Genomic DNA, 25,282 nt, shown 5'->3' on the forward strand with positions numbered 1-25,282 from the left:
TTCATCAAAAAGAAAACGTTTAGGTGTCATGCAATACCGCAACCGCAGCCCCAATAATCCCTGCATGATTGCCTAAATGTGAGGCTTTTACTGGTGTTTCAACCGTAATCCACTTTTCAAATTTATCAAAATGTTTTGAGGTGCCCCCACCTAGTATTATCAAGTCTGGACAAACAATAACCTCCACTAATTCTAAAAAGGTATTAAAGCGTTTGCCCCATTTTTTATAGCTTAAATTTTTACGTTTTTTGACTGAAGCAGCTGCCCATTTTTCAATCTTTCTATGTTTCTTATAGGGAATTTGCCCAAGCTCAAAATTAGGAATCAATTTTCCGTTGTAAAATGCACCACTCCCCAACCCTGTACCAATCGTAATCATAATGACCAAACCGCCTTCGCCTTTGCCAATACCGTAATTCATAACGGCGTATCCCGCAGCATCGGCATCATTAACAACGGTAACGGGTAGTCCGGATACTTCCGAAAAAAGGGTTTTTATATTGACATTCAACCAACCTTTGTTTAAGTTACTGGTTGATTTGCAGATACCGTGTTTTGTTATTGTTGGAAAACCACATCCTACGGGCCCGTCATAATTAAAATGATCTATAATGTCCTTAAAAACCCTGGCCATGTCATCGGGTTTTCTGGATTTTGGAGTAGGGATTCTAAACCGCTCTGAGGTAAGCTCTCCTGTTTCGGAATCAACTAACGCTCCTTTCATTCCTGTTCCGCCAATATCTATACCTAATATTTCCATAAGTTTTATTTAAAAGTGTTCTTTCAAATTTACTAAAAGTATTTTGATTGATTTTTGAAGCTGATTGTAACTTATTGAAATAGGGATTGTCTATTTTAATATGCATTTTAGGAGTCTATCACCCTTCTGTATTTATTTTTAAATTTTAGAAAAAATCTTTCATAGTATTTGAATGAAAAATGAGACATCAAAATTGTAATTATTAAGCATGAAATGTTTATTAATATAATCGTTGGCGCATCTCCAATAGTATCCGAGATTTTAAATTTTTGAATCGGGAATAACACAAGGTGCAAAACAATAATGTGATACATATAAATACCGTAAGATATTTTTCCCATATAGTTTATGTTTTTGTTTGTGACAATTATTTTTTTCTCATTGGCTAGGTATAGTATTAATAAAGAAAAGGTAATAGTTACGAATAAGTTTGATAAGACTTTAGAGTCGAAAATAAACCAATCAGTAAAAAAGTATAAAATGGAAAGTATGTAGGTCGCGTATTTTAAAAATGGTTGAAATAAAAATTTAAACTTTTCCTGATGACGAAAAATAATTGCTATTATGCCTCCAATGGAAATATTAAAATAATAAAACAAATACTTTTCGAGATTGATAAAAACCTCTATGTGGAATAAAATAAAATAGATAACCGTAAAAAATATTAAACTCTTAAAAAACCATTTTTTTGGCATGAGGTAAATAAAAGGAGCGATAAATAGATAAAACTGTTCTTCAATACCTATAGACCATAATATGAGCAAGATAAAACCCGGGTCATATACTATTCTAAATACATTGGGTAAAAAACCGGCATTCCAAGCTATGCCTTCCCATAAACTATATTCTGCTCTTTGAGGCATTCCTATAAGAGGTATGATATAAATATAAAAGATTAATCCGAATATTAATACCAAATAATAGACGGGGTAGAGCCTTAAGATTCTACGTATATAAAAATTCTTTATGTTTATAGATCCGTATTTTAATTTTTCATCATAGAGCATCCCAATGATTAAAAAACCACTTAAGCTAAAAAAGACAAGAACGGCATCAAACCCTCTTTTAATGATAGGGAGGTCATCATAAAATGGAATTCCAAGGGGTTCTGATAGACGTGGGATGTGGCATATTACTACTGAAATTGCTAAAAAAGCTCTCAAAGCATCTAGGTTCGGTAATTTTTTGTTTGCCATTTATAGGGTTTATTATTAAAAAAAATGTTATTTCAGATGCTATTCAATTTTCAAAATTAAATAGAAATTGGGAGATTATAAAATGAGAACGATTTAATAAACACCTAATGGTTTTTATTTACTAGATGATATTTTTACAAGCGTAAAAACCTATATGCAATCAAGTTGAAATGCGACTTTAAATCTCAAAATCTCAGTTTTATTTCCAGTTGGGGATTGTAGAGGAAGGTTACAGCGAGGTGCGAGCGAGTCCAGAAGGGGTGCGCCAAAATAAAAAAGCATACTGATTATAACGCACTCTTAAGGGTTTTCCTCTACAAAGTGTTTGGTTTAATATGGTTGGTAACCAACTCAAAAGAATTAAATAATTGTGGACTGCCCTAAATGAATATTAGTAAAGTTCAAATTAGTTTCTTCTGGATTGTTTATAAAATCTTCAATAAAATCGCCTACTTTACTTGTAGAGATATTATCGTATTTGGTGTTTAAATCTGGTGTGGTAATATGAAGTTTCAACGATTTGTCAACAGCTTCGCGAACCAAAGCAGCTTCATCGGCCAAATCAAAATGATCCAACAACATAGCGGCAGATAAAATTGAGGCAATAGGGTTTGCAATGCCTTTGTTTTTAGCTTTTGAAAATGCACCGTGAATAGGCTCGAACATAGCATGTTTATCGCCGCGAGAAGCTGATGCCAATAACCCAATAGAACCTACGATAACACTAGCTTCTTCCGATAGGATATCGCCAAACATGTTTTCGGTTAAAATAACATCAAACTGTCTCGGGTTCATTATTAATTCCACCGCGGCATTATCAATAAACATATAATCCAACTTTACATTTGGATATTGTTTTGCCAATTCTTGTACCACACGACGCCATAATCTTGAAGTTTCTAAAACATTGGCTTTGTCAACCAGCATTAATTTGCGTTTTCTTGATTGTGCTGCCTTAAATGCTGCATGGGCAATACGCTCAATTTCAAACCGATGGTACTCACATAAATCTGATGCGGTATTCCCATCTTTACTTAATTTTCGTTCACCAAAATAAATACCACCTGTCAGCTCTCGATAGATCAAAATATTGGTGTCTTTAATCTGTTTTACCTTAAGCGAAGATTTGTTCAATAAATCGTCGTAAGCAATAACGGGTCTAATATTGGTATGTAAGCCTAATGCTTTTCGGATGCCTAAAAGTCCTTGCTCTGGACGAATCTTAGCATTTGGATCGATATCGTAAGCGGTATCACCTATGGCGCCAAATAAAACAGCATCTGCTTTTTTACAAAGGTTTATAGTTGCTTCTGGTAGCGCGCTTTTGGTCGCGTCAATAGCTGCGGCTCCAACCAATCCGTATTGAAAGGTAAACGTATGCTCAAATGCCAATGCAATAGCTTTTAGCACCTTAACTGCTTCAGAAATAACTTCCGGTCCTATGCCATCTCCTGGCAAAACGGCTATCTTTAATTTCATTAATTTAACTTTTTATCATTCTCTCGCCAGCCTGTCGGCAGACAGGAAAGCAGGAATCTCAATTTAATTAAGAATGGTACTGCAAAGTAAATCGCTTGGGTTTAGTAATGAAATTTATTCGATTAAGAGGAAACAATTTCTTTGTAAACCTTACTGCTTTCAATAATTTTATGAATATCGTTATCGTCAACTTCTTTTTTATTATCGGCAAAATCCAAGAAATTAGTATAGATTTCATCCAATTGCAATTTTGTTAACTCATATCCAATATTTTTGGCTCTGTAGGCCAAAGCGGCCCTTCCGCTTCTTGCGGTCAAAACAATTGCAGATTCGGTAACACCAACATCCTTTGGGTCGATAATTTCGTAAGTTTCACGATTTTTTATCACACCATCTTGATGAATTCCAGAACTGTGCGCAAAGGCGTTTGCGCCAACAATAGCCTTATTTGGTTGGGTGTAAATTCCCATGCTATCTGATACTAACTGGCTCACGCCATACAACATTTCGGTTTGAATTCTTGTGTCTAAATTCAAATCGGGGTGTTGTTTTAAAATCATCACTACTTCTTCCAGCGCCGTATTTCCAGCGCGCTCGCCAATACCGTTAATGGTACATTCTATTTGGCGTGCACCGTTGATGACACCTTCGATAGAATTAGCAGTTGCCAAACCTAAATCGTTATGGCAATGGCAAGATAAAATGGCCTTATCAATGCCTTTTACGTTTTCTTTTAAGTATTTAATTTTTGCACCGTACTCGCTTGGTAAACAATACCCCGTGGTATCAGGAATATTTAAAACCGTTGCTCCAGCTTTAATCACCGCTTCGCAAACACGCGCTAAATATTCGTTGTCGGTTCTACCAGCATCCTCCGCGTAGAACTCAACGCTTTCTACAAATGATTTTGCGTACTTAACGGCACTTACAGCACGTTCTATAATAGCTTCTTGAGTAGATTTGAATTTGAATTTGATATGGGAATCCGAAGTGCCAATACCTGTATGGATTCTCGGTGTTTTAGCATATTTTAAAGCTTCGGCTGCTACTTTTATATCGTTTTCAACAGAGCGGGTTAAACCACAAACCGTTGCATTTTTTACTATTTTTGATATTGCTTCAACAGATCTAAAATCACCAGGGCTAGAAACAGGAAAACCCGCCTCAATAATATCAACCCCTAATTTATCAAGCTGTTCTGCAATAATTACTTTCTGATCTGTATTTAACTTACAGCCAGGGACTTGCTCGCCATCTCGAAGAGTGGTGTCAAAAATTTGAACGTGATTATCAGACATTTATTAGAATATATTTTCTTATTGTTCTACGAATGTATAATTTGGTTTCGTAAAAAGGACTACTCCAATATTTTTTTTACGATGTTTAACCTCTGTGTATTCTATTTAAACAACTGAAAATCAGATTTATAAAACTGATTTTATGATTATGACAAAAGAGCAAAAAGATAATTTATTTATTTTGGTAAAATCGCTTTCAAAATCCGAAAAGCGACAGTTCAAACTCTATGTGGGTCGTTTGGGGGTAAATGAAGACTCTAAATTTTTAATGCTTTTTAATATTTTGGATAAACTTAAGTCTTATGATGAGGCTGCTATCTTGAAAAAAGGCATTGTAAAAAAGCAGCAGTTATCGAACTTAAAGGCGCATTTATACAAACAGATATTAATCAGTTTGCGCTTAAATCCTTCGCACCAAAACATCAGAATCCAAATTAGGGAACAACTCGATTTTGCGACAATTTTATATCATAAGGGCTTGTACAAACAGAGTTTAAAAATTCTAGATAAAGCAAAAAATTTGGCGATTGCCAATGAAGAAAAAAATGCAGCTTACGAGATTGTAGAGTTAGAAAAGGTTATTGAGTCTCAGTACATTACAAGAAGTATTAGCAATAGGGCAGATGAACTGACAATTCAGGCAAAAGAGTTGAGCTTGCAAAATGTTTTGGCAAGTAAACTCTCTAATTTATCACTACAATTATATGGTTTGTTTTTAAAGACTGGTTACGTAAAAAATGATGAAGACCATCAAATAATAACGAAATATTATAAAGATAGATTGCCCAAATATGATATTAACAAATTAGGTTTTCGCGAGAAATTGTGGTTATACAAAGCAAAATTATGGTACAGTTTTTTAACGGTAGATTTCCTGTCCTGTTATAAATATGCCTCTAAATGGGTGGATTTATTCTATGAAAATAAAAATATGATTGTATTGAATCCTGTCTTTTTTTTGAGAGGAAATCATTACTTGCTGGAGTCGTTATTTTATTTGCGTCAGCACGAAAAATTTAAGGACACACTCTCCAAATTTGAAGATATTACCAAAGAAGATTGGTTTCCGCTCGACGATAATAACGAAGCATTAGCATTTCTGTTTATCTATAACAACAAATTCAATCTTCATTTTATCGAAGGAAGTTTTCAAGACGGTTTGCCATTAATAGATACGGTTTTAGAACAATTAATAAAATACAGCAATCGTATAGACGAGCATCACGTTATGGTGTTTTATTATAAAATTGCGAGCATGTATTTTGGAGCAGGCGAAAACAAAAAGTGTATTCATTTCTTAGAAAAAATTATTAGTAACAAGTCTTTACAAATGCGCGAAGATTTATTGTGTTTTTCAAGAATTTTAAATCTTGTAGCACATTACGAAGCGGGCCTGGATTACAACTTAGACGTCTTGATTAAAAGCACTTATAAGTTTTTAATTAAAATGGAAGATTTATATGAAGTACAAAAAGAATTCATCAAGTTTTTAAGAGGTTTAGGAGATATTTATCCGCACGAAGTAAAAGGAGAATTCATTAAACTCCACAAGAAATTAAAGGAGTTTGAAGATGACCCCTATCAAAGTCGTGCCTTCCTGTATCTAGATATTATTTCTTGGCTGGAGTCTAAAATCGAGAACCGACCTATTGGCGCTATCATACGAGAAAAGTTTCATGTGTCAAGTAGTTAGTGTTTTGTTTTGGGCGTAACCTATACCCTGAATTTAGTTCAGGACCTAAGTCGGGCTTTCGGCAGTCTCCCGATTTACATTGGAATCAAACATGCCGTTCAATCTCTTACGTATCTATCTGCATAAATTGTTTCTTTAAGCTGTCTTAAGGTGTATTTATTAAAATATCTCCTCAAAAATTTGGATATTAACGTTTCAGATTCAATATTTGCATTCACAAAGTTCAAAAACTTATTGAAATGTTATCAAGAAAGGTGGAGGGATAGACCCTTTGAAACCTTAGCAACCCTTTAAACTTATTAAAGAAGGTGCTAAATTCTACTTAAATTACCGATTCATTTATCGGTGTTTGGATAGATAACCCCAAGAAAATTACGTTGTGTAATTTTAATACTTCTTTATAACATTTTTCTATTAAGTCCAAAAATGATCTAAGATGCTTTTTGCATTAAGGGTTCAATTGAATTTGTCATTCTCGCAAATGTGGGAATCTTTAAGTTTAACTAAATTAAGATACTAGAAAAATGAGCGATCAAAAATTAGCAACAAACGCATTACATGCAGGGCATGACGTGGCAGCAAATGGTGGAGCAAGAGCAGTTCCTATTTACCAAACAACTTCTTACGTTTTTAACAATTCAGACCATGCAGCAAACCTATTCTCATTACAAGAATTAGGGTTTATTTACACACGTTTAAACAACCCGACCAATCAAATTTTACAAGATCGTTTGGCTGCTGTAGAAGGTGGTATAGGAGCAGTTGTATTTGCCTCAGGAACTGCAGCAATAGCAACAGGGTTGTTAACCTTGTTAAAAGCTGGAGATCATATTGTAGCATCAAGTAGTTTATATGGCGGAACTTATAATCTATTGAGTGTGACACTTCCAAGATTGGGTATTACAACAACATTTGTAGATGCTTCAAATCCTGATAATTTTAAAGACGCAGCACAGGATAATACCAGAGCATTTTTTGTGGAATCTTTAGGAAATCCAAAACTGGATGTTTTAGATTTAGAAGCAATTGCAGCACATTCTAAAGCCGCAGAAGTTCCTTTTATAGTGGATAACACAGTTGCGACACCAGTTTTGTTAAACCCAATTGAACACGGCGCAAATATTGTAATCCACTCGTTGACAAAATATATTGGCGGCCAAGGAACATCTCTTGGTGGTGCTATTATTGATGCTGGTACTTTTAATTGGGCAAACGGAAAATTCCCAGAATTCACAGAACCTTCAGCAGGATACCATGGCTTAAAATACCACGAAGTATTGGGAGCAGCATCATATACTTTCAAATTAATTTTAGAAGGTTTAAGGGATTTTGGAGGTGCTATGAGTCCAACAAATGCATTCAACATTATTCAAGGTTTAGAAACGTTACCTGTTAGAATCAAACAACATAGTGAAAATGCTTTGGAAATCGCAAAATGGTTAGAAGCACAAGATGAAATAGCTTGGGTAAACTATCCCGGATTAAAGAGTAGCAAATACAACGCCTTAGCAAATAAATATTTACCCAAAGGACAAAGTGGCATTGTAACTTTCGGACATAAAGGTGGTTTTGATGCCGCTAAAAAAATAGCTGATAACACGAAATTATTCTCTTTATTAGCCAATATTGGAGATACAAAATCTTTAATCATCCATCCGGGAAGTACAACACATCAGCAGTTGGATGAAGCAGAACAAGAATCGGCAGGTGTATCTGGGGATTTAATTCGTTTGTCTGTTGGTATTGAAGATATCAACGATTTGAAAGCAGATTTGAAAGCGGCTTTTAAAACGGTTTAATAAAATTTTAGACCCTTCAGGTTTTTAAAACCTGAAAGGTCTTGATAAAAAATAAATAAGCAAACCAGACCTACTCCCGACGATTCGGGATTAAAATCTCGCAGGTCTAGAAAAACAATAGTGAGTATTCCTCCCCTTCGGGGAGGTTAGGAGGGGCTTTTATGAAACATCCATTACAACATATCATCATTCCAAATTACACCACCGAAAGTGGTGCGCTTAACCCTGAAATAAAGTTAAGTTACCAAGTGTTTGGTAAACCTTTGGGCACTGGACCTATCGTTTTGGTAAATCATGCATTAACGGGAAATAGCGAAGTGGCAGGAGAAAACGGCTGGTGGAAAGATGTAGTTGGCGAAAATAAAGTCATAGACACAAAACTATACACCGTTTTGGCTTTTAATATTCCTGGAAACGGATTTGATGGTTTCGTCATTGATAATTACAAAGACTTTGTAGCAAGAGATGTCGCAAAATTGTTTCTAAAAGGTTTAAAAGCATTAGATACAGGTCAGGTTTTTGCAACTATTGGAGGTTCTTTAGGTGGTGGGATTGCATGGGAAATGGCCGTTTTGCAGCCCGATTTTACCGAACATTTAGTTGTCGTGGCAACAGATTGGAAATCTACCGATTGGCTAATTGCCAATTGCCAAATTCAAGAACAATTTCTATTGAATTCCAAACATCCAGTTCACGATGCAAGAATGCACGCCATGTTGTGTTATCGCACGCCAGAGTCTTTTAAAGCTCGTTTTCAACGGTCTAAAAATGATGATTTAGAGATTTTTAATGTCGAAAGTTGGTTGTTGCACCATGGAAAGAAATTACAGGAGCGCTTTCAATTATCGGCTTATAAGTTGATGAATCAGTTGTTAAAATCCATTGATGTGACAAAAGGCAGATCGACCAATTTTAATGTGCTTGAAAATATAGAAGCGAATATTCATATTGTAGGTGTGGATTCCGATTTGTTTTTTACTGCGGAAGAAAACAGGGAAACCCACAAACAACTCGCGTTAACACACCCGAATGTAACCTATAATGAAATTCATTCGGTACACGGGCATGATGCTTTTTTAATGGAATACGACCAATTGGAAAAAATTATTGAGGGCATTTTTGTGCCACATTCTAAAAGAAAACAAATGAAGGTATTAAAATTTGGAGGTAAATCTTTAGCCAACGGAAAAGGTTTGGAAACAGTACTTTCAATTATAAAAAATAAGGTTGAGGCAGGAGAACGTATTACAGTTGTAGTTTCTGCAAGAGGTTCAGCGACAAATGATTTAGATGCTATTCTGAATAAAGCTTTGAAAGGAGAACCGTTTAAAGAAGATCTGGAAGCTTTTAAAAACTACCAAACCGAACCGTCAAAACATATTGACTTTTCAGAAGAGTTTTCAACTTTAGATAAATTGTTTGAAGGTGTAAGTCTGTTAAGAGATTTCAGCAAAAAAACGAAAGATAATATTTTGGCGCAAGGGGAATTATTATCGGTTAAGCTCATATCCAATTTATTGAACGAACAAGGCGTAAAAGCAAAAGCTACCGATGCTCGTGAGTTGATAAAAACAGATGAAACTTTTGGTAATGCACAACCAATATCAAAAGTTTCTAAAGAAAACATTAAAGCTTACTTCGGAAAAAATAACGATGTCATAAATGTAGTTACTGGCTTTATTGCTTCAAATTTAAAAAACGAAACGACTACTTTAGGAAGAAATGGAAGTAATTATACCGCAGCCTTAATTGCTAACTTTTTAGACGCCGATGAACTTCAAAATTACACACACGTAAGTGGTATTTATACGGCAGACCCAAGTTTAGTGCCAGATGCAAAACAAATTAGAGAACTGTCCTTTAGTGAAGCAAACGAATTAGCAAACTTCGGAACTTCGGTGTTACATGCAAAAACCATTATTCCGTTAGTTGAAAAAAATATTAATCTTCGGATTTTAAATACATTCAATTCAGATGATGAAGGGACGCTAATTACTGCAAAACCAAGCACAAAAGAAGTAACCTCATTATCAATTTTAGATAACGTAGCCCTATTGAATTTAGAAGGTCGTGGGCTTTTAGGGAAAATTGGCGTGGATGCCAGAATATTTGGTGCATTGAGTAGGCATGGCATTAGCGTAAGTATAGTGTCGCAGGGTTCTTCCGAAAGAGGTATCGGTTTAATTATCAATGCAGACCAAGCCACTCAAGCAGTTATTGCTTTAGAACGTGAATTTGAAAGTGATTTCTATTCGCAGGATGTGAATAAAATTGATGTTATTGATGATGTTTCGGTAATTTCTATTATTGGGATTGAATTGAGTTCATTCCATAAACCATTTAATGCCTTAATCAAAAATCAAATTACGCCATTGCTTTTCAATAACACGGTTACTGGTAAGAATGTGAGTTTGGTGGTTCGGAAATCGCAATTACATAAGGCTGTAAATGTGATTCATGGCGAAGTTTTCGGAATTTCAAAAAAGATAAATATTGCTATTTTCGGACATGGTGGTGTTGGTGGCGCACTAATCAATCAAATTTTAAAATCGAAAGGAGATATAGAAAAACGTAAAGCCATCAACTTAAATGTGTTCGCCATTGCGAATTCTAAAAAAATGGTGCTTGATAAAAATGGCGCGAATTCCAATTGGGAAACTGCCATAAAATTAAGTAGTTATGAGAGTTCTATTAATGACATTATTACTTACGCCAAAAACCATCATTTAGAGAATTTAATTGCTGTTGATAATACGGCTAGCAATGAGTTTTATAACAATTATATACCGCTAATTGAAGCTGGTTTCGACTTGGTATCATCTAACAAAATTGCAAATACCATTTCTCACGATTTCTATACAGATCTTAGAAAACAGTTGAAAGATAACAATAAGGAGTATTTATACGAAACTACGGTTGGCGCAGGTTTACCATTAATAGATACCATTAAGTTATTGCATGAATCTGGCGAAAATATCACAAGAATTAGAGGTGTGTTTTCGGGAACGTTAAGTTATTTATTCAATAATTTTTCGGTGGAAGACAAGCCGTTTAGTCAAATTATTCAAGAAACGGTGGATAAAGGATTTACAGAACCAGATCCTCGCGAAGATTTTTCAGGAAATGATGTGGCGAGAAAGTTGTTGATTTTGGCGAGAGAGTTAGATTTGCAAAATGAATTTGAAGATGTTGAAGTTTTGAATTTAATTCCAGAAGCGTATCGTGATATTTCGGTTGAAGAATTTTTAGCACAATTGAATGTTTTAGACGAACAATATCAGAAATTGAAAGATGACCAAAAAGAAGGTCATGTGTTGAGATATGTTGGCGATTTGTCTGGAGATTTATCTCAAGACAAAGGGAATTTAGAAGTGAAATTAGTATCTATTCCAGAAGATAGTACGTTGGGACATGTAAAAGGTTCTGATGCTATTTTTGAAATATTTACAGAAAGTTATGGGGAACAACCTATTGTGATTCAAGGAGCAGGAGCAGGTGCTGAGGTTACAGCACGTGGGGTTTTTGGGGATATTTTGAGGTTGAGTAAGCATATTAATTAGTGTTGTCATTCCCGCGAAAGCGGGAATCTAAAATATCCATCAGACCTGTCAGGTTTTGAAAACCTGACAGGTCTAGAGAACAATGAGGCCTGTAGAGATAGAATAAACCTTGTAGGTTAGCTAACAGATAAGATAACGCTTTTAGGTTTAAAACCAAACCCCAGCAGACTTGCGCATTAGGGATTGAACGACATGTTTGAAATCCCCGACGCAGGAGGGATTGAGTAGTGAAAGCCCGACCACGCCCCAAAGCGTGGGAATGCCCAAATAATAAAAAATTAAAAATAGTAAAGTTGAGACCTGTCAGGTTTCTAAAACCTGACAGGTCTGAAAAAGAATAAAAATGAGCAAGAAAAAACACTTTGAAACGGAAGCGATAAGAACGCAGATTGAAACATCTCAATTTTCAGAACATTCAGTTCCATTATATTTAACATCGGGATTTGTTTTTGATGATGCTGAGGACATGAGAGCCTCGTTTGCAGAGGAAAAGCAACGCGATTTATACAGCAGATATAGCAACCCGAACGTGAACGAATTTGTGGATAAAGTGTGCTTGATGGAAGGCGCGGAAGCAGGTTTTGCATTTGCAAGTGGCATGGCTGCGGTGTTTTCGACATTTGCGACGTTGTTGGATGCGGGAGACCATGTGGTATCGTGTAGTTCGGTATTTGGGGCAACCCATGGGTTGTTTACTAAATATTTTCCGAAGTGGAATATTGAGTGTTCGTATTTTAATATTAACGAGGTCGAAACTATAGAAAGTTTAATTCAGCCTAATACAAAATTTATTTATGCAGAAACACCGACAAATCCTGGGGTTGATGTATTGGATTTGGAGTTTTTGAGTGCTATTTGTAAAAAACATGATTTGTTGTTGGTTATTGATAATTGTTTTGCAACACCATATTTGCAAGCGCCAATTAAATATGGTGCGGATTTAGTGATTCATTCGGCTACTAAATTAATGGACGGTCAAGGACGTGTACTTGGTGGTATTACAGTCGGTAAAAAGGATTTGATTCGAGAAATTTATTTGTTTTCCAGATTGACGGGGCCTTCCATGAGTCCGTTTAATGCTTGGGTGTTGTCTAAATCTTTAGAGACTTTAGCGGTACGTGTTGAAAAACATTGTGAAAATGCCTTGAAATTAGCTGAATTTTTAGAAGCGCATCCTAAAGTAAAATGGGTGAAATATCCATTTTTGAAGTCACATCCCAAATATGATATTGCCAAAAAACAAATGCGATTAGGCGGTAATATTATTGCTTTTGAAGTGGCAGGTGGTTTAGATGAAGGTCGCGCCTTTTTAAATGCTATTAAAATGTGTTCGCTATCAGCCAATTTAGGAGATACCAGAACTATTGTAACGCATCCTGCAAGTACGACGCATGCAAAAGTAGAGCAAGACGTAAAAGCAGCTGCGGGAATTACGGATGGTATGGTGCGGGTTTCTGTTGGATTGGAGCATGTGGATGATATTATCGAGGATTTGGAGCAGGCTTTGGGTTAATTCCTGATGAGAAAATTTATGTCAGTTTGAGTGATTTTTGCAAAAAATCGTATCGAAAACAAATAAATTTTCACCTTTCAAGCTTCTCGATACATCACACTTATGGCGTGATACTCGAAGTGACTTGGATACTTATGTAGAGATTTGCGCCAAAATAAATTGAAAATGACAAACAACAAAACCATATATCAAGTAGATGCTTTCGCCAATGTTGCCTTTCAAGGTAATCCGGCAGGAGTGATGCTAGTTGATGGTTCATTATCTGATGAATGGATGCAAAACATGGCTTTAGAGATGAATTTATCTGAAACCGCTTTTGTTATTCCTAAGGAAGATAGTTTCGATATTCGATATTTTACGCCTACAACCGAAATTCCATTATGTGGACATGCAACTTTAGCTTCGGCTCATATTATTTATCAACTCGGTTTGAAAGATGAAAATGAAACTATTCATTTTAAAGCTAAAGGAGGAAATTTAACAATTACTAAAGAGGAAGATTTTATTGTGATGACTTTTCCGAAGTATCCATTAACCAAAACTAAAATCCCAAAAAATTTTAAAAGTAGTGTTGGCTTTCAACCTGTAGAAATATATTCCAGTTCAAATAATTGGATTGTTGCAGTTGCTAAAAATCAAAATGAAATTGAACAATCTAACCCTAATTTTGAAGCTTTAAAAACAAATGGTTTAGGGCATTTAATGGTTTCTTCCGAAGGAAAAGAATCTAATATTGATTTTGTTGTGCGATGTTTTGCACCTGCTTCTGGGATCAATGAAGATCCTGTTACTGGTTCAGCATATTGTGCGCTTACTCCTCTTTGGTCTCAAAAACTACAAAAAACAGAAATGTTTTCTCTTCAAGTATCTGAAAGGGGTGGCGAGGTAAAGACTAGTCTCAAGAATAATAAAGTTGAAATTAAAGGAAAAGCGATTACCGTTTTTGAGGCCAAGTTGAAACTATAATTTCTCTATCTTAGCCCCATGCTATCCAAAAAAACAAAATACGGCTTAAAAGCCCTCACTTATATTGCAAGAAGCACGGGAGAAAGCCCTGTTCAAGTGAGTGAAATAGCTAAAAGCGAACGTATTCCGCAGAAATTTTTAGAAAGTATCTTATTGACTTTAAGAAAAGCTGGTGTTTTAGGCTCTAAAAAAGGAAAACATGGCGGGTATTATCTTAGAAAAGAACCTACGGAAATATTAATGACCGAAGTCATGCGCGTACTCGAAGGTCCAATTGCCATGGTACCGTGTGTTAGTTTAAATTACTACGAAAAATGCGATGACTGCCCCGACGAACATAAATGTAGCGTTCATAAATTAATGATTGAAGTACGGGATAGTACGCTTAAAGTATTTAGAAATACGACTTTAGCAGATTTATCAGGTGTTTAATTATTAAATATTTTCATAATTTTATTCATTTCTGTTAGTTTTCTTCAATTTATCGTCCAATTAATTCATTATTCTAAAAAATCATTGAGGGAGTTTGTAATGTCAAAAAAAGTATTACTTTTGTAATCCCTACTAAGTTGATAGGATTAATATAAAATAACGACAAATGATTGCGCAAATGTTATTAAAAGGTAAAGAAAAGTCCACTTACAAAGATGATAGTGTTGGGGAAAAACCAATACGCAGTGTAGCGAAGGCATTAAGCTGGAGAGTCATCGGGACTTTAGATACTTTGATTGTGTCTTATATTTTAACAGGAGAAATTTCAATTGCGGCTTCAATTGCCTCAATAGATTTTTTAACTAAAATGGTATTATACTTTTTCCATGAGCGTATTTGGAATTCAATTAAGTGGGGAAAATAAATAGTTAGAAGGATGTTTACAGAAAGTCAAATAGAAAAATTAAATAAAAGCTTTGAAAAAGCAGCGCCATCTGAAATTATTCAGAAGGCGTTTGAACTTGATAAAAAAGCAGTAGTTACTACCAACTTCAGACCTTATGAAGCAGCTATTTTACATGCGGTCAGTAAAGTAGAAGCTACTATTCCCGTGGTTTGGTGCGATACGGGTTACAATACACCGCAAACATATAAGCATGCAGAACAAGTGATTAAAGATTTAAACTTGAATGTGTCTTTGTATGTGCCAAAGCAAACATCATCACATCGTGATGTGGTAATGGGAATTCCAAGCGTAGATGCTCCAGAACATGTCTTATTTACCGAACAAGTAAAGTTAGAACCTTTTAAAAGAGCAATGGAAGAACACAAACCAAACGTTTGGTTTACAAACTTGCGTCAAGGCCAAACTGCATTTAGAAATAGTATCGGGATTTTTAGTTTAAGTAAAGATGGTGTTTTAAAGGTGAGTCCATTCTATTTTTGGTCTGATGAAAAATTAGATACTTATTTAGAAGAGAACAACTTGCCAAACGAATTCAAATATTTCGACCCAACAAAAGCATTAGAAAATAGAGAGTGTGGATTGCACGCTTAAAAAAAAGTAAGCAGTTTTCAGTTAGCAGTACGCAGTAAAAAAACAAGAAAAAACATTTGTGATTCGTGGCAAATGGAAAAATCATAAAAATGAAAAAAGACACATCAAATATCAATTCATTAGAAAACGAAGCGATATACATTATGAGAGAAGTAGCAGCACAGTTTGAAAAACCTGTATTGTTATTCTCGGGAGGAAAAGATTCAATTACTTTGGTAAGACTTGCGGTTAAAGCATTTTATCCTGCAAAAGTACCTTTTCCATTAATGCATATTGATACAGGACATAATTTTCCTGAAACGATTGAATTCAGAGACCGATTATGTAAAGAATTGGGATTGGAATTAATTGTTAGAAACGTACAGGATTCTATCGATGAAGGAAAGGTGAAAGAAGAGTCTGGACGTTACGCCAGTAGAAATATGTTGCAAACCACAACACTTTTAGATGCTTTGGAAGAATTCAAATTTGATGCTGCTATTGGTGGCGCAAGACGTGATGAAGAAAAGGCAAGAGCTAAAGAACGTATTTTTTCTGTTCGTGATGATTTTGGTCAATGGGATGAAAAAAACCAACGTCCAGAATTGTTTGATATGTTGAATGGAGATATAGACCATGGTCAAAATGTTCGTGTATTCCCAATTTCAAACTGGACAGAATTGGATGTTTGGTCTTATATAGAAAAAGAAAACATTGAAATTCCATCCATTTATTTCGCACATAAACGTAAAGTGTTTTTAAGAGACGGTATGATTTGGTCTGCAGAAGATGAAGTGGTTTACAGAGACGAAAACGAAGAAGTAATTGAAGAAATGGTGCGTTTTAGAACTGTTGGAGATATGAGTTGTACGGCAGCTGTATTGTCAGATGCAGTTTCAATTTCTAAAGTAGTAGAAGAAATTAGAGATTCTACAATTTCAGAACGTGGCGCAAGAATCGATGATAAACGCTCTGAAGCTGCGATGGAGAAACGTAAGCAGCAGGGGTATTTTTAGAAAAGCCCCCTAACCCCCAAATGGGGAAACTAGCACGTTTGCGGAAATAAAAATAAAAAGCTATCCTGCAAGGTTCTCGTGCTGAACTTGTTTCAGTATCTAAATCTTGTATGTATAAAAAAAATAATAAATTAATTGCTCCTCTTGAGTAATAGTTCCTCCCTTTTGGGGAGGTTAAGAGGGGCTTCTTAACAACAATATTCTTGCTTTACCCGAGTAAGAATTTCCCGCCTTAGCGGGATTAGGAGGGGCTTTATTATGGAAGTATTAAAAATAGCAACAGCAGGAAGTGTAGATGACGGAAAAAGTACGTTGATAGGACGTATTCTTTACGATACAAAATCATTAACTACGGATAAGTTAGAAGCCATTGAAAAAACAAGTAAACAACGTGGTTATGATTATTTGGATTTTTCATTAGCTACCGATGGTTTGGTTGCAGAAAGAGAACAAGGTATTACCATTGATGTCGCACATATCTATTTTTCTACTAAAAAGAAAAGTTACATCATCGCAGATACTCCAGGTCATGTTGAATATACGCGTAACATGGTTACCGGAGCTTCAACATCACAAGCATCTATCATTTTAATTGATGCTAGAAAAGGTGTGATTGAGCAAACCAATCGTCATTTCTTTATCAATAATTTATTAAGAATTAAAGATGTTGTGGTTGCCATTAATAAAATGGATTTGGTTGATTATTCTGAAGAGGTTTACAACAAAATCAAAGCTGATTTTTCTGAATTGATGAGTAAAAGAGATTATCAAGACCAAAAAATAACATTCATTCCGGTGAGTGCTTTAAAAGGCGATAATGTTGTAAACAAAACAGATAAAATGCCTTGGTATAAAGGCGAAGCTTTATTAGAGCATTTGGAGCAATTGGATAAAGCAGATATTTTTAATGTGGGTACGCCTCGTTTTCCTGTGCAGTATGTTATTCGTCCAAAAACGGAAGATTTTCACGATTATAGAGGCTATGCTGGAAAAGTGTATGGTGGCGATTTAAGTGTTGGTGATGATATTATCGTATTACCATCAAAAACACGTTCAAAAATTAAAGATATATATTTCTATGATGAAAAGTATGAAACGGCTTCAAGACGTTCATCGGTTACCATCACTTTAGAAAATGATATCAATGTAAGCCGTGGCGATATGATTGTTAAAGAAAACGATTTACCAACTATAGATAAGCAATTTACTGCCAATGTATGTTGGATGGATTCAGATCAATTAACTGCTGGAGGAAAGTACATCGTGCAGCATGGAATAAATAAAGTGTTGGCAAAAGTAGATCGCATTAATCATAAAATTAATCCAGATTACTCAGGTTTTGAAAAGGATGTAACAGGTTTATCAATCAATGATATTGCTTCGGTAACATTCAAATTAAACAAACCAATTTTTTACGATCAGTTTAAAAATCATAGAACTAATGGTTCTTTCATTTTAATTGATCCACAGTCAAATAATACGGTAGGAGCTGGTTTTATCCAATAAGGAAGCCCCTATCCCGATAGCTATCGGGACTCGAAGGGGGAATTAGCTAGTTTGTGGTTTAATGCTCCTGCAAGGTTTCAAAAAACCTTGTAGGTATATAAAATAAATATTAACAAAATTCTTACTTTACCCGAGTAAGAGTTTCCCGCTAACAGCGGGATTAGGAAGGGCTTGTATATGCAAAGTTTTAGAACAGAGTTTGAAAATCCAATTGTAGAAAAAGATATTATTGAATTAGCCAATAAAATCGAGCTTTTTCACAATGGGAAAATAGATGAGGAAAAATTTAGAAGCTTACGTTTAGCGCGTGGTGTTTACGGTCAGCGTCAAGAAGGCGTACAAATGATTCGTATAAAATTACCTTACGGAAAAGTAAAAAGCAATCAGCTACATAGAATTTCTGATGTTTCTGATGAATATTCAAGAGGAAGATTGCACATTACAACCCGTCAAGATATTCAAATTCACTATGTGGATTTAAATAGGACACCAGAGTTATGGGCAGAACTTGAAAAAGATGATGTTACACTTCGTGAAGCTTGTGGAAATACCGTAAGAAACGTAACAGCTTCAGAATTAGCAGGAATTGATGTTGATGAACCTTTTGATGTTTCGCCTTATGCGGATGCGTTATTTCGTTTTTTCTTAAGAAACCCAATCTGTCAAGAAATGGGACGTAAATTCAAGGTGTCTTTTTCATCTTCAGATGAAGATACAGGGTTATCATACATGCACGATTTAGGATTTATAGCTAAAATTGAAAATGGAGTAAGAGGCTTTAAAGTAATGATTGGTGGTGGATTAGGTTCACAACCTCGTCATGCGGATGTGTTATATGATTTCTTGGAAACTGATAAAATCATTCCAGTAATGGAAGGGACTTTAAGAGTTTTTGATCGTCACGGAGAGCGTAAAAGTCGCGCCAAAGCGAGAATGAAATTCTTAATTAAAGATATAGGTTTAGACGCTTTTAAAGCGTTGGTTGAAGAAGAGCAAAACGCTATAGAATTCAAAACAGTTACAATTGATGCTGATACTTATGTGGCTTCAACACCTGTTGAGATTACTGAAATTCCTCTAGTAACTATTAAAGACCAACAAGCTTTTGAAACTTGGAAGTCAACTAACTTAATTCCTCAAAAACAGGATGGTTATGTGGCTATCGGAATTAAAGTTTTATTAGGGGATTTTTATACGGATAAAGCGCGTTTATTGGCAGATTTAGTTGAAAAATATGCTGCTGGCGAAATCAGATTATCGTTACGTCAAAACATTGTAATTCCTTTTGTAAAAAGAGAATTAGTACCGTTTTTCTATGCCGAATTAGAGAAATTAGGTTTCGTAGAAGCTGGTTATAATAAAGCGATAGATATTACGGCATGTCCAGGTACAGATACATGTAACTTAGGAATAGCAAGTAGTACAGGGATTTCTGTAGAATTGGAACGTATGCTTAAAGCTGAATATCCACAATATTTAAAGAACGAAGATTTAGTCATTAAAATTAGTGGATGTATGAATGCTTGTGGGCAACACAATATGGCAAATATTGGTTTCCAAGGAATGACTGTTCGTACTCCAGACAAGTTAGTTGCTCCGGCATTACAAGTATTGCTAGGTGGAGGAAATTTAGGAGATGGAAACGGTGTTTTTGCTGATAAAGTTGTGAAAGTGCCTAGTAAAAGAGGCCCTGAAGCGTTAAGAAGAATCTTAAATGATTTTGAGGCGAACGCTAACGGGAAACAGTTTGTTGAGTATTATAAAGAACAAGGCGAAAAGTATTTTTACGACTTCTTAAACGATTTACAGGATGTTGAAAATTTAGAGCAATCTGATTTTATTGATTGGGGTGAAGAAGAAAAATACGTTAAAGAGATTGGTATTGGTGAATGTGCTGGTGTTGTAATCGATTTAATTGCAACATTGTTTTTAGAGAGTGAAGAAAAAATCGGAAATGCCAAAGAATCCTTTGATAACAAAGTGTATTCAAGTGCTATTTATCATGCGTATAGTTCTTTAGTAAATTCCGCGAAAGCGTTGTTATTGGCTGAAAACAAGAAGACGAATACACATGCTGGCATAATCAGTCAATTTGATGAACTGTTTGTAGCAAGTGGCAAAATAGATTTAGGTGTTTCTTTTTCAGAATTGATTTATCAAATCAATAAATTTGCACCAACTGAAGCATTTGCTTCAAAATATATTGAAAATGCGAATGAGTTTTTAGATAAAGTAAGAGGTTACAGAGAAGCTCAAACCAAGCTTGAAAAGAAAGCCGTTTAAATGGTATTCTAAATATAATGAAGGCTCTTTTAAAAGAGTCTTTAAATTAAAATGAATAAAAGAATTACACATAAAGATATAGAGAATCCAGTTCCCCCTTTGGGTCCCGATAGCTATCGGGTTAGGGGGCTTCTAACTGTTGTAGGTGCAGGTCCAGGTGATGAAGATTTAATAACCTTGAAAGCAATCAAGGCTATTGAATCTGCAAATGTCATTTTGTATGATGCGCTAATCAACGAATCGTTACTTAAATATGCTTCGGAAGATACCGAGCTTATTTTTGTTGGAAAGCGTAAAGGGTGTTATGCATTTCAGCAGGAACAAATTAATGAACTGATTGTTACCAAAGCCAAAGAAAAGGGTCATGTAGTGCGATTAAAAGGTGGTGACCCATTTATTTTTGGTCGTGGTGCTGAAGAGATTGACTATGTAAGAGCATTTGGTATTGAAACGTATGTTGTTCCTGGTATTTCATCAGCATTGGCTGTTCCGGCTTATCAAGGTATTCCGTTAACAAAACGAGGGTCTGCAGAAAGTTTTTGGGTAGTTACAGCAACTACAAAAGACCACGCCTTATCAGCTGATGTTGAATTGGCAGCAAAATCGACAGCAACAATCGTTATTTTAATGGGCATGCATAAGTTGAGTGAAATTGTTAAAGTGTTTTATGCTGAAAATAAACGAAATACTCCCGTAGCAATCATTCAAAATGGAACTCGTGATAATGAAAATGTAGGTATAGGAACCATTCGAAATATTCAACAGGTTGTAAAAGAAAAACAACTCGCAGCTCCAGCAATTATAGTTATCGGAGATGTTGTTAAAGAGCGAGCAGTATTGGATTCAATTAGGAAAGAAGTTGAACAGGAATAAATGAAAAAAGGAGTTGTAAATAATATTGAAAGTTCAAATCCAGTTCCCCCTTTGGGGGCGGAAGGGGAGGAAAGAAATAATTTATATCCTATTTTTTTGAAAGCCAAAAGCTTAAATGTTTTGATTGTTGGAGGAGGACATGTAGCCGAAGAAAAATTAACGTTCCTTTTAAAATCGAGTCCAGATGCACATGTAACTATGGTGTCGCCAATGTTTAGAGACGGAACGATAGAGTTGGCCGAAACGGGAGACGTTACTTTAGTTAATGATGCATACAAAAAAAAGTATTTAAAAGGAAAGCATATTGTGGTGGCAACGACAGATGTTCCTGAAGTTAATGTTCAGGTTTGGAAAGATTGTCGCGCCGAAGCCAAATTAGTAAACGTTGCCGATAACCCACCATATTGCGATTTTTATATGGGCGGTATTGTAACCAAAGGAAATGTAAAAGTAGCAATTTCAACAAACGGAAAATCGCCAACAACAGCGAAACGTTTACGCCAGTTTTTTGAGGATGTTATTCCTGAAAATGTGGATGATTTAGTGAAGAATTTAAACGAGTACAGAAAAACAATAAAAGGTGATTTCGAAGAAAAAGTGGAAACATTAAACGAATTCACAAAGGGATTAATAGAGAAAAAATAATGAATAAAGACCTGCCTGGTTTTTAAAACCAGACAGGTCTAAATTAGAAACAAAATGATAAAAACCGATATACTTATCATAGGCGCAGGACCAACAGGGTTATTTACTGTATTTGAAGCAGGATTATTGAAATTAAAATGTCATTTAATTGATGCACTACCACAACCAGGTGGGCAATGTTCTGAGATTTATCCTAAGAAACCAATTTATGATATTCCTGGGTTTCCAGAAATTTTAGCTGGAGATTTAACCAGAAATTTATTGGAACAGGGCAAGCAATTCGAGCCTGGGTTTACCTTAGGTGAACGTGCCGAAACGATAGAAAAACAAGAAGATGGTTCTTTTATAGTGACCACAAATAAAGGGACAAAACATCAAGCGCCAATAGTGGCGATTGCAGGTGGTTTAGGATCTTTTGAACCTAGAAAACCAGCTATTGATGGTATTGCAGATTATGAAGACAATGGTGTGGAATACATTATTAAGGACCCGGAATTCTATAGAAATAAACGCGTTGTAATTTCTGGCGGTGGAGATTCTGCATTGGATTGGAGTATCTTTTTAACCGATGTTGCTAGTGAAGTCACTTTGATTCATAGAAGAAATGAATTTAGAGGCGCGCTGGATTCTGTTGAAAAAGTAGGCGAGCTAACTAAAGAAGGAAAGATTAAATTAATTACACCAGCTGAGGTTACGGAATTACACGGTAATGGTGCAATTGAAGCTGTTTCTGTAACACCAAAAGAAGGAGAAGCATTTCAATTAGAAACAGATCATTTTATTCCTTTATTCGGATTGTCTCCAAAATTAGGGCCAATTGGAAAATGGGGACTGGATATTGAAAAGAATGCGATTAAAGTTGATAATTCTTTGAACTACCAAACAAACATTCCTGGAATATTTGCGATTGGTGATGTGAACACATATCCTGAGAAATTAAAATTAATTCTATGTGGTTTTCATGAGGCTACTTTAATGTGTCAAGCGGCGTATAGAATTATAAACCCAGGAAAAAGATTGGTATTGAAATATACAACGGTTAGTGGCATTGATGGTTTTGATGGGTCAAGAAAAGAAGCGCCAAAAGCAGTTGTTCAGGCTATTAGCTAAAAGTGTATAGTTTAGAGACCCTTCAGGTTTTCAAAACCTGAAGGGTCTAAAAAATTGAATACGAGTATGAGTTCCCCTCCTCGGAGGGGCTAGGGGTGGGTTTAATAGAAACAGAGCCTAACATGTACTTTAAAAAACAAGCTAAAAGTCTAGATTGAAAACAGACTTTAGCGGAAATCCCGACCTAGGTCCTGAACTAAATTCAGCATATTGGGAATGCCCAAAATAAAAATGATTAAAAATATAATCCTGCAAGGTTTCAAACGTCTTGTAGGATTTAGTGTTTCATAAAGGGGAGATTTAAAAGGATAAGTTTTACTTTTATGCACTCGAAATTTTACAACAAATAGCTATATGAAAAGTTATAACGTTTGCTTAAAAGATACCGCAAAAACATTCACTAAAAGATTGTTTTATTCTTTGTTTGATTGTGATCAGGAAAAAGTACATGAGGATTATTTAGAAGAAACATTTATTGAAATAGTGTCTAAATTAGAGATAGAAAATGGTAGCGAGATTTGGGCAACTTTTAAAACTGAACTTCCGGAAATAAGACGAAAACTAGATCTAGATGCTATTGCATTTGAGAGAAATGATCCTGCTTCACATTCTTTAGCTGAGATTTATATGGCATATCCGGGTTTTTATGCGATTTCAATTTACAGATTGAGTCATGCACTTTATAAATTGGGTGTTCATATTTTACCGAGAATGATGAGTGAGTTTATTCATGGTATTACAGGTGTTGATATTCATCCGGGAGCAACCATTGGTGAGTCGTTTTATATTGACCACGGCACCGGAATTGTGATCGGCGAAACGTCTATAATTGGAAAAGGCGTTAAGATTTATCAAGGTGTAACTTTAGGTGGTATTTCGGTATCTAAAAGTTTGGCATCTACAAAGCGACACCCAACTATTGAGGATAATGTATGTATTTATGCGAATGCTACTATTTTAGGCGGCGATATTGTAATTGGAGCAAATAGTATCATTGGTGCTAACGTTTGGATTACGGAATCTGTTCCAGAAAATTCGTTAGTAACCTACCAAACAGAAATTAAAATAAGACCAAGAAAAAATGGAATTCGAAAATAGTATTATTGGTCAAATAGGGAATACGCCCCTAGTTGAAGCAACACATTTGATTTCAAAAAAAGGCGTGAGATTGTTTTTGAAGTTAGAGGGCAATAACCCAGGCGGAAGCGTAAAAGACAGGCCCGCTTTTAACATGATTAATGAAGCCTTAAAACGGGGCGACATTAAAAAAGGAGACACCTTAGTTGAAGCAACAAGCGGCAATACAGGCATTGCATTGGCTTTTATTGCGAATTTGTTGGGTTTGAAAATGGTGTTGATTATGCCGGAAAATTCTACCGAAGAACGCATAAAGACCATGCGCGCATATGGAGCTGAGGTAATTTTAACATCTTCGGATATTGGTATTGAAGGGTCTCGGGATGTGGCTTTTAAATTAAGGGATGAAAAAGGATATACACTTTTAAATCAGTTTGAAAATGATGATAATTGGAAAGCACATTATAAAACCACAGGCCCTGAAATTTGGAAAGCTACCAATGGGGAAATAACCCATTTTGTGTCTGCCATGGGAACAACAGGGACTATTACGGGCGTTTCAACATATTTAAAAGAAAAAAACAAGGACATCACAATAGTTGGGGCACAACCCGCTGATGGCGCAAGAATTCCAGGAATTAGAAAATGGTCGCCTGAATATGTCCCAAAATTTTTCGACCCAAAAAAAGTGGATATTGTCGTTGATGTTTCAGAAGAAGATGCCAAAGCAACAACCATAAAATTAGCCAAAGAAGAAGGTGTTTTTGCAGGTATGAGTAGTGGTGGCTCAGTATTTTGCGCTTTAAAAATAGCGGAATCTTTGGAGAAAGGAGTAGTGGTTGCTGTTATTTGCGATATAGGCGATAGGTATTTGTCCTCTTCCTTGTTCGAATAGTTTATTTATATTTCAATCATTCGTAACTATTCAGGCTTCAATATAGCAATAGTTTTAAAAGCACAGAATATGTTTTGTCCGTTTTTGATACAGGTGTCAGTTACCGAACGAATAACCGCGTAGATTTGGGCGCCATTTTCAGTTT

Annotated in this window: 20 protein-coding genes and 1 riboswitch; of the genes, 16 read left to right on the plus strand and 4 right to left on the minus strand. The window is 35.4% G+C overall.

Features of this window, described 5'->3' with window-relative positions:
• Positions 1 to 19: 19 nt before the first annotated feature.
• From ppgK to ABXQ82_RS09755, 4 genes are all read right to left on the minus strand, one after another.
• Positions 20 to 760 (minus strand): polyphosphate--glucose phosphotransferase, encoded by a 741-nt coding sequence (gene ppgK, locus ABXQ82_RS09740; protein ID WP_367058485.1) that lies wholly within the window; start codon positions 758 to 760, stop codon positions 20 to 22.
• 107 nt (positions 761 to 867) lie between these two features.
• On the minus strand, positions 868 to 1,956 hold the full coding sequence (locus ABXQ82_RS09745; protein WP_367058488.1) for an acyltransferase: 1,089 nt from the start codon (positions 1,954 to 1,956) through the stop codon (positions 868 to 870).
• Positions 1,957 to 2,316: 360 nt separating this feature from the next.
• Entirely contained in the window at positions 2,317 to 3,435 is a 1,119-nt protein-coding gene (gene leuB / locus ABXQ82_RS09750) for a 3-isopropylmalate dehydrogenase (RefSeq protein WP_367058491.1), read from the minus strand.
• A 122-nt stretch (positions 3,436 to 3,557) separates the two neighbouring features.
• Positions 3,558 to 4,733 (minus strand): 2-isopropylmalate synthase, encoded by a 1,176-nt coding sequence (locus tag ABXQ82_RS09755; RefSeq protein ID WP_367058494.1) that lies wholly within the window; start codon positions 4,731 to 4,733, stop codon positions 3,558 to 3,560.
• Positions 4,734 to 4,881: 148 nt separating this feature from the next.
• Here ABXQ82_RS09755 and ABXQ82_RS09760 point away from each other — a divergent pair, with 148 nt between their 5' ends.
• The 16 genes from ABXQ82_RS09760 (at position 4,882) to cysM (ending at position 25,137) form a co-directional block, all read left to right on the plus strand.
• Positions 4,882 to 6,426 (plus strand): hypothetical protein, encoded by a 1,545-nt coding sequence (locus ABXQ82_RS09760; RefSeq protein WP_367058545.1) that lies wholly within the window; start codon positions 4,882 to 4,884, stop codon positions 6,424 to 6,426.
• Between the two features lie 239 nt (positions 6,427 to 6,665).
• Positions 6,666 to 6,790: riboswitch (SAM riboswitch) on the plus strand.
• A gap of 160 nt (positions 6,791 to 6,950) precedes the next feature.
• Positions 6,951 to 8,225, plus strand: a complete 1,275-nt coding sequence (locus ABXQ82_RS09765; RefSeq protein ID WP_367058497.1) for an O-acetylhomoserine aminocarboxypropyltransferase/cysteine synthase family protein — start codon at positions 6,951 to 6,953, stop codon at positions 8,223 to 8,225.
• Between the two features lie 161 nt (positions 8,226 to 8,386).
• Positions 8,387 to 11,785 (plus strand): bifunctional aspartate kinase/homoserine dehydrogenase I, encoded by a 3,399-nt coding sequence (gene thrA / locus ABXQ82_RS09770; protein ID WP_367058500.1) that lies wholly within the window; start codon positions 8,387 to 8,389, stop codon positions 11,783 to 11,785.
• 343 nt (positions 11,786 to 12,128) lie between these two features.
• Positions 12,129 to 13,298, plus strand: a complete 1,170-nt coding sequence (locus tag ABXQ82_RS09775) for an aminotransferase class I/II-fold pyridoxal phosphate-dependent enzyme (RefSeq protein ID WP_367058503.1) — start codon at positions 12,129 to 12,131, stop codon at positions 13,296 to 13,298.
• 165 nt (positions 13,299 to 13,463) lie between these two features.
• The gene (locus ABXQ82_RS09780; protein WP_367058506.1) at positions 13,464 to 14,264 is read left to right on the plus strand and encodes a PhzF family phenazine biosynthesis protein; all 801 of its coding nucleotides are present in this window, start codon (positions 13,464 to 13,466) and stop codon (positions 14,262 to 14,264) included.
• Between the two features lie 18 nt (positions 14,265 to 14,282).
• Entirely contained in the window at positions 14,283 to 14,696 is a 414-nt protein-coding gene (locus tag ABXQ82_RS09785) for an Rrf2 family transcriptional regulator (protein WP_367058509.1), read from the plus strand.
• A 166-nt stretch (positions 14,697 to 14,862) separates the two neighbouring features.
• Positions 14,863 to 15,120, plus strand: coding sequence for a DUF2061 domain-containing protein (locus tag ABXQ82_RS09790; RefSeq protein WP_367058512.1), 258 nt, complete (start codon positions 14,863 to 14,865; stop codon positions 15,118 to 15,120).
• A 12-nt stretch (positions 15,121 to 15,132) separates the two neighbouring features.
• Positions 15,133 to 15,753, plus strand: coding sequence for a phosphoadenosine phosphosulfate reductase family protein (locus ABXQ82_RS09795; protein ID WP_367058515.1), 621 nt, complete (start codon positions 15,133 to 15,135; stop codon positions 15,751 to 15,753).
• 89 nt (positions 15,754 to 15,842) lie between these two features.
• On the plus strand, positions 15,843 to 16,748 hold the full coding sequence (gene cysD / locus ABXQ82_RS09800; RefSeq protein WP_367058518.1) for a sulfate adenylyltransferase subunit CysD: 906 nt from the start codon (positions 15,843 to 15,845) through the stop codon (positions 16,746 to 16,748).
• Positions 16,749 to 17,006: 258 nt separating this feature from the next.
• Complete coding sequence (locus tag ABXQ82_RS09805; protein WP_367058521.1) at positions 17,007 to 18,254, plus strand: GTP-binding protein; 1,248 nt, start codon at positions 17,007 to 17,009, stop codon at positions 18,252 to 18,254.
• A 177-nt stretch (positions 18,255 to 18,431) separates the two neighbouring features.
• The gene (locus ABXQ82_RS09810) at positions 18,432 to 20,537 is read left to right on the plus strand and encodes a HEPN domain-containing protein (protein ID WP_367058524.1); all 2,106 of its coding nucleotides are present in this window, start codon (positions 18,432 to 18,434) and stop codon (positions 20,535 to 20,537) included.
• Positions 20,538 to 20,588: 51 nt separating this feature from the next.
• Complete coding sequence (gene cobA / locus ABXQ82_RS09815; protein ID WP_367058527.1) at positions 20,589 to 21,410, plus strand: uroporphyrinogen-III C-methyltransferase; 822 nt, start codon at positions 20,589 to 20,591, stop codon at positions 21,408 to 21,410.
• On the plus strand, positions 21,411 to 22,055 hold the full coding sequence (locus ABXQ82_RS09820) for a bifunctional precorrin-2 dehydrogenase/sirohydrochlorin ferrochelatase (RefSeq protein WP_367058530.1): 645 nt from the start codon (positions 21,411 to 21,413) through the stop codon (positions 22,053 to 22,055).
• Positions 22,056 to 22,109: 54 nt separating this feature from the next.
• The gene (locus ABXQ82_RS09825) at positions 22,110 to 23,165 is read left to right on the plus strand and encodes an NAD(P)/FAD-dependent oxidoreductase (RefSeq protein ID WP_367058533.1); all 1,056 of its coding nucleotides are present in this window, start codon (positions 22,110 to 22,112) and stop codon (positions 23,163 to 23,165) included.
• 354 nt (positions 23,166 to 23,519) lie between these two features.
• Positions 23,520 to 24,263 (plus strand): serine O-acetyltransferase EpsC, encoded by a 744-nt coding sequence (gene epsC / locus ABXQ82_RS09830; RefSeq protein WP_367058536.1) that lies wholly within the window; start codon positions 23,520 to 23,522, stop codon positions 24,261 to 24,263.
• Positions 24,247 to 25,137 (plus strand): cysteine synthase CysM, encoded by an 891-nt coding sequence (gene cysM, locus ABXQ82_RS09835; RefSeq protein ID WP_367058539.1) that lies wholly within the window; start codon positions 24,247 to 24,249, stop codon positions 25,135 to 25,137. Before epsC ends, cysM begins: the two co-directional genes overlap by 17 nt.
• Positions 25,138 to 25,282 lie beyond the last annotated feature (145 nt).

Source organism: Algibacter sp. 2305UL17-15, assembly GCF_040720935.1.
In the GTDB taxonomy this organism is placed as follows: domain Bacteria; phylum Bacteroidota; class Bacteroidia; order Flavobacteriales; family Flavobacteriaceae; genus Jejuia.

Coding starts and splice junctions, on each gene's coding strand:
- ppgK (WP_367058485.1), bottom strand. CDS start 760: ATGGAAATATTAGGTATAGATATTGGCGGAACAGGAATGAAAGGAGCG.
- ABXQ82_RS09745 (WP_367058488.1), bottom strand. CDS start 1,956: ATGGCAAACAAAAAATTACCGAACCTAGATGCTTTGAGAGCTTTTTTA.
- leuB (WP_367058491.1), bottom strand. CDS start 3,435: ATGAAATTAAAGATAGCCGTTTTGCCAGGAGATGGCATAGGACCGGAA.
- ABXQ82_RS09755 (WP_367058494.1), bottom strand. CDS start 4,733: ATGTCTGATAATCACGTTCAAATTTTTGACACCACTCTTCGAGATGGC.
- ABXQ82_RS09760 (WP_367058545.1), top strand. CDS start 4,882: ATGACAAAAGAGCAAAAAGATAATTTATTTATTTTGGTAAAATCGCTT.
- ABXQ82_RS09765 (WP_367058497.1), top strand. CDS start 6,951: ATGAGCGATCAAAAATTAGCAACAAACGCATTACATGCAGGGCATGAC.
- thrA (WP_367058500.1), top strand. CDS start 8,387: ATGAAACATCCATTACAACATATCATCATTCCAAATTACACCACCGAA.
- ABXQ82_RS09775 (WP_367058503.1), top strand. CDS start 12,129: ATGAGCAAGAAAAAACACTTTGAAACGGAAGCGATAAGAACGCAGATT.
- ABXQ82_RS09780 (WP_367058506.1), top strand. CDS start 13,464: ATGACAAACAACAAAACCATATATCAAGTAGATGCTTTCGCCAATGTT.
- ABXQ82_RS09785 (WP_367058509.1), top strand. CDS start 14,283: ATGCTATCCAAAAAAACAAAATACGGCTTAAAAGCCCTCACTTATATT.
- ABXQ82_RS09790 (WP_367058512.1), top strand. CDS start 14,863: ATGATTGCGCAAATGTTATTAAAAGGTAAAGAAAAGTCCACTTACAAA.
- ABXQ82_RS09795 (WP_367058515.1), top strand. CDS start 15,133: ATGTTTACAGAAAGTCAAATAGAAAAATTAAATAAAAGCTTTGAAAAA.
- cysD (WP_367058518.1), top strand. CDS start 15,843: ATGAAAAAAGACACATCAAATATCAATTCATTAGAAAACGAAGCGATA.
- ABXQ82_RS09805 (WP_367058521.1), top strand. CDS start 17,007: ATGGAAGTATTAAAAATAGCAACAGCAGGAAGTGTAGATGACGGAAAA.
- ABXQ82_RS09810 (WP_367058524.1), top strand. CDS start 18,432: ATGCAAAGTTTTAGAACAGAGTTTGAAAATCCAATTGTAGAAAAAGAT.
- cobA (WP_367058527.1), top strand. CDS start 20,589: ATGAATAAAAGAATTACACATAAAGATATAGAGAATCCAGTTCCCCCT.
- ABXQ82_RS09820 (WP_367058530.1), top strand. CDS start 21,411: ATGAAAAAAGGAGTTGTAAATAATATTGAAAGTTCAAATCCAGTTCCC.
- ABXQ82_RS09825 (WP_367058533.1), top strand. CDS start 22,110: ATGATAAAAACCGATATACTTATCATAGGCGCAGGACCAACAGGGTTA.
- epsC (WP_367058536.1), top strand. CDS start 23,520: ATGAAAAGTTATAACGTTTGCTTAAAAGATACCGCAAAAACATTCACT.
- cysM (WP_367058539.1), top strand. CDS start 24,247: ATGGAATTCGAAAATAGTATTATTGGTCAAATAGGGAATACGCCCCTA.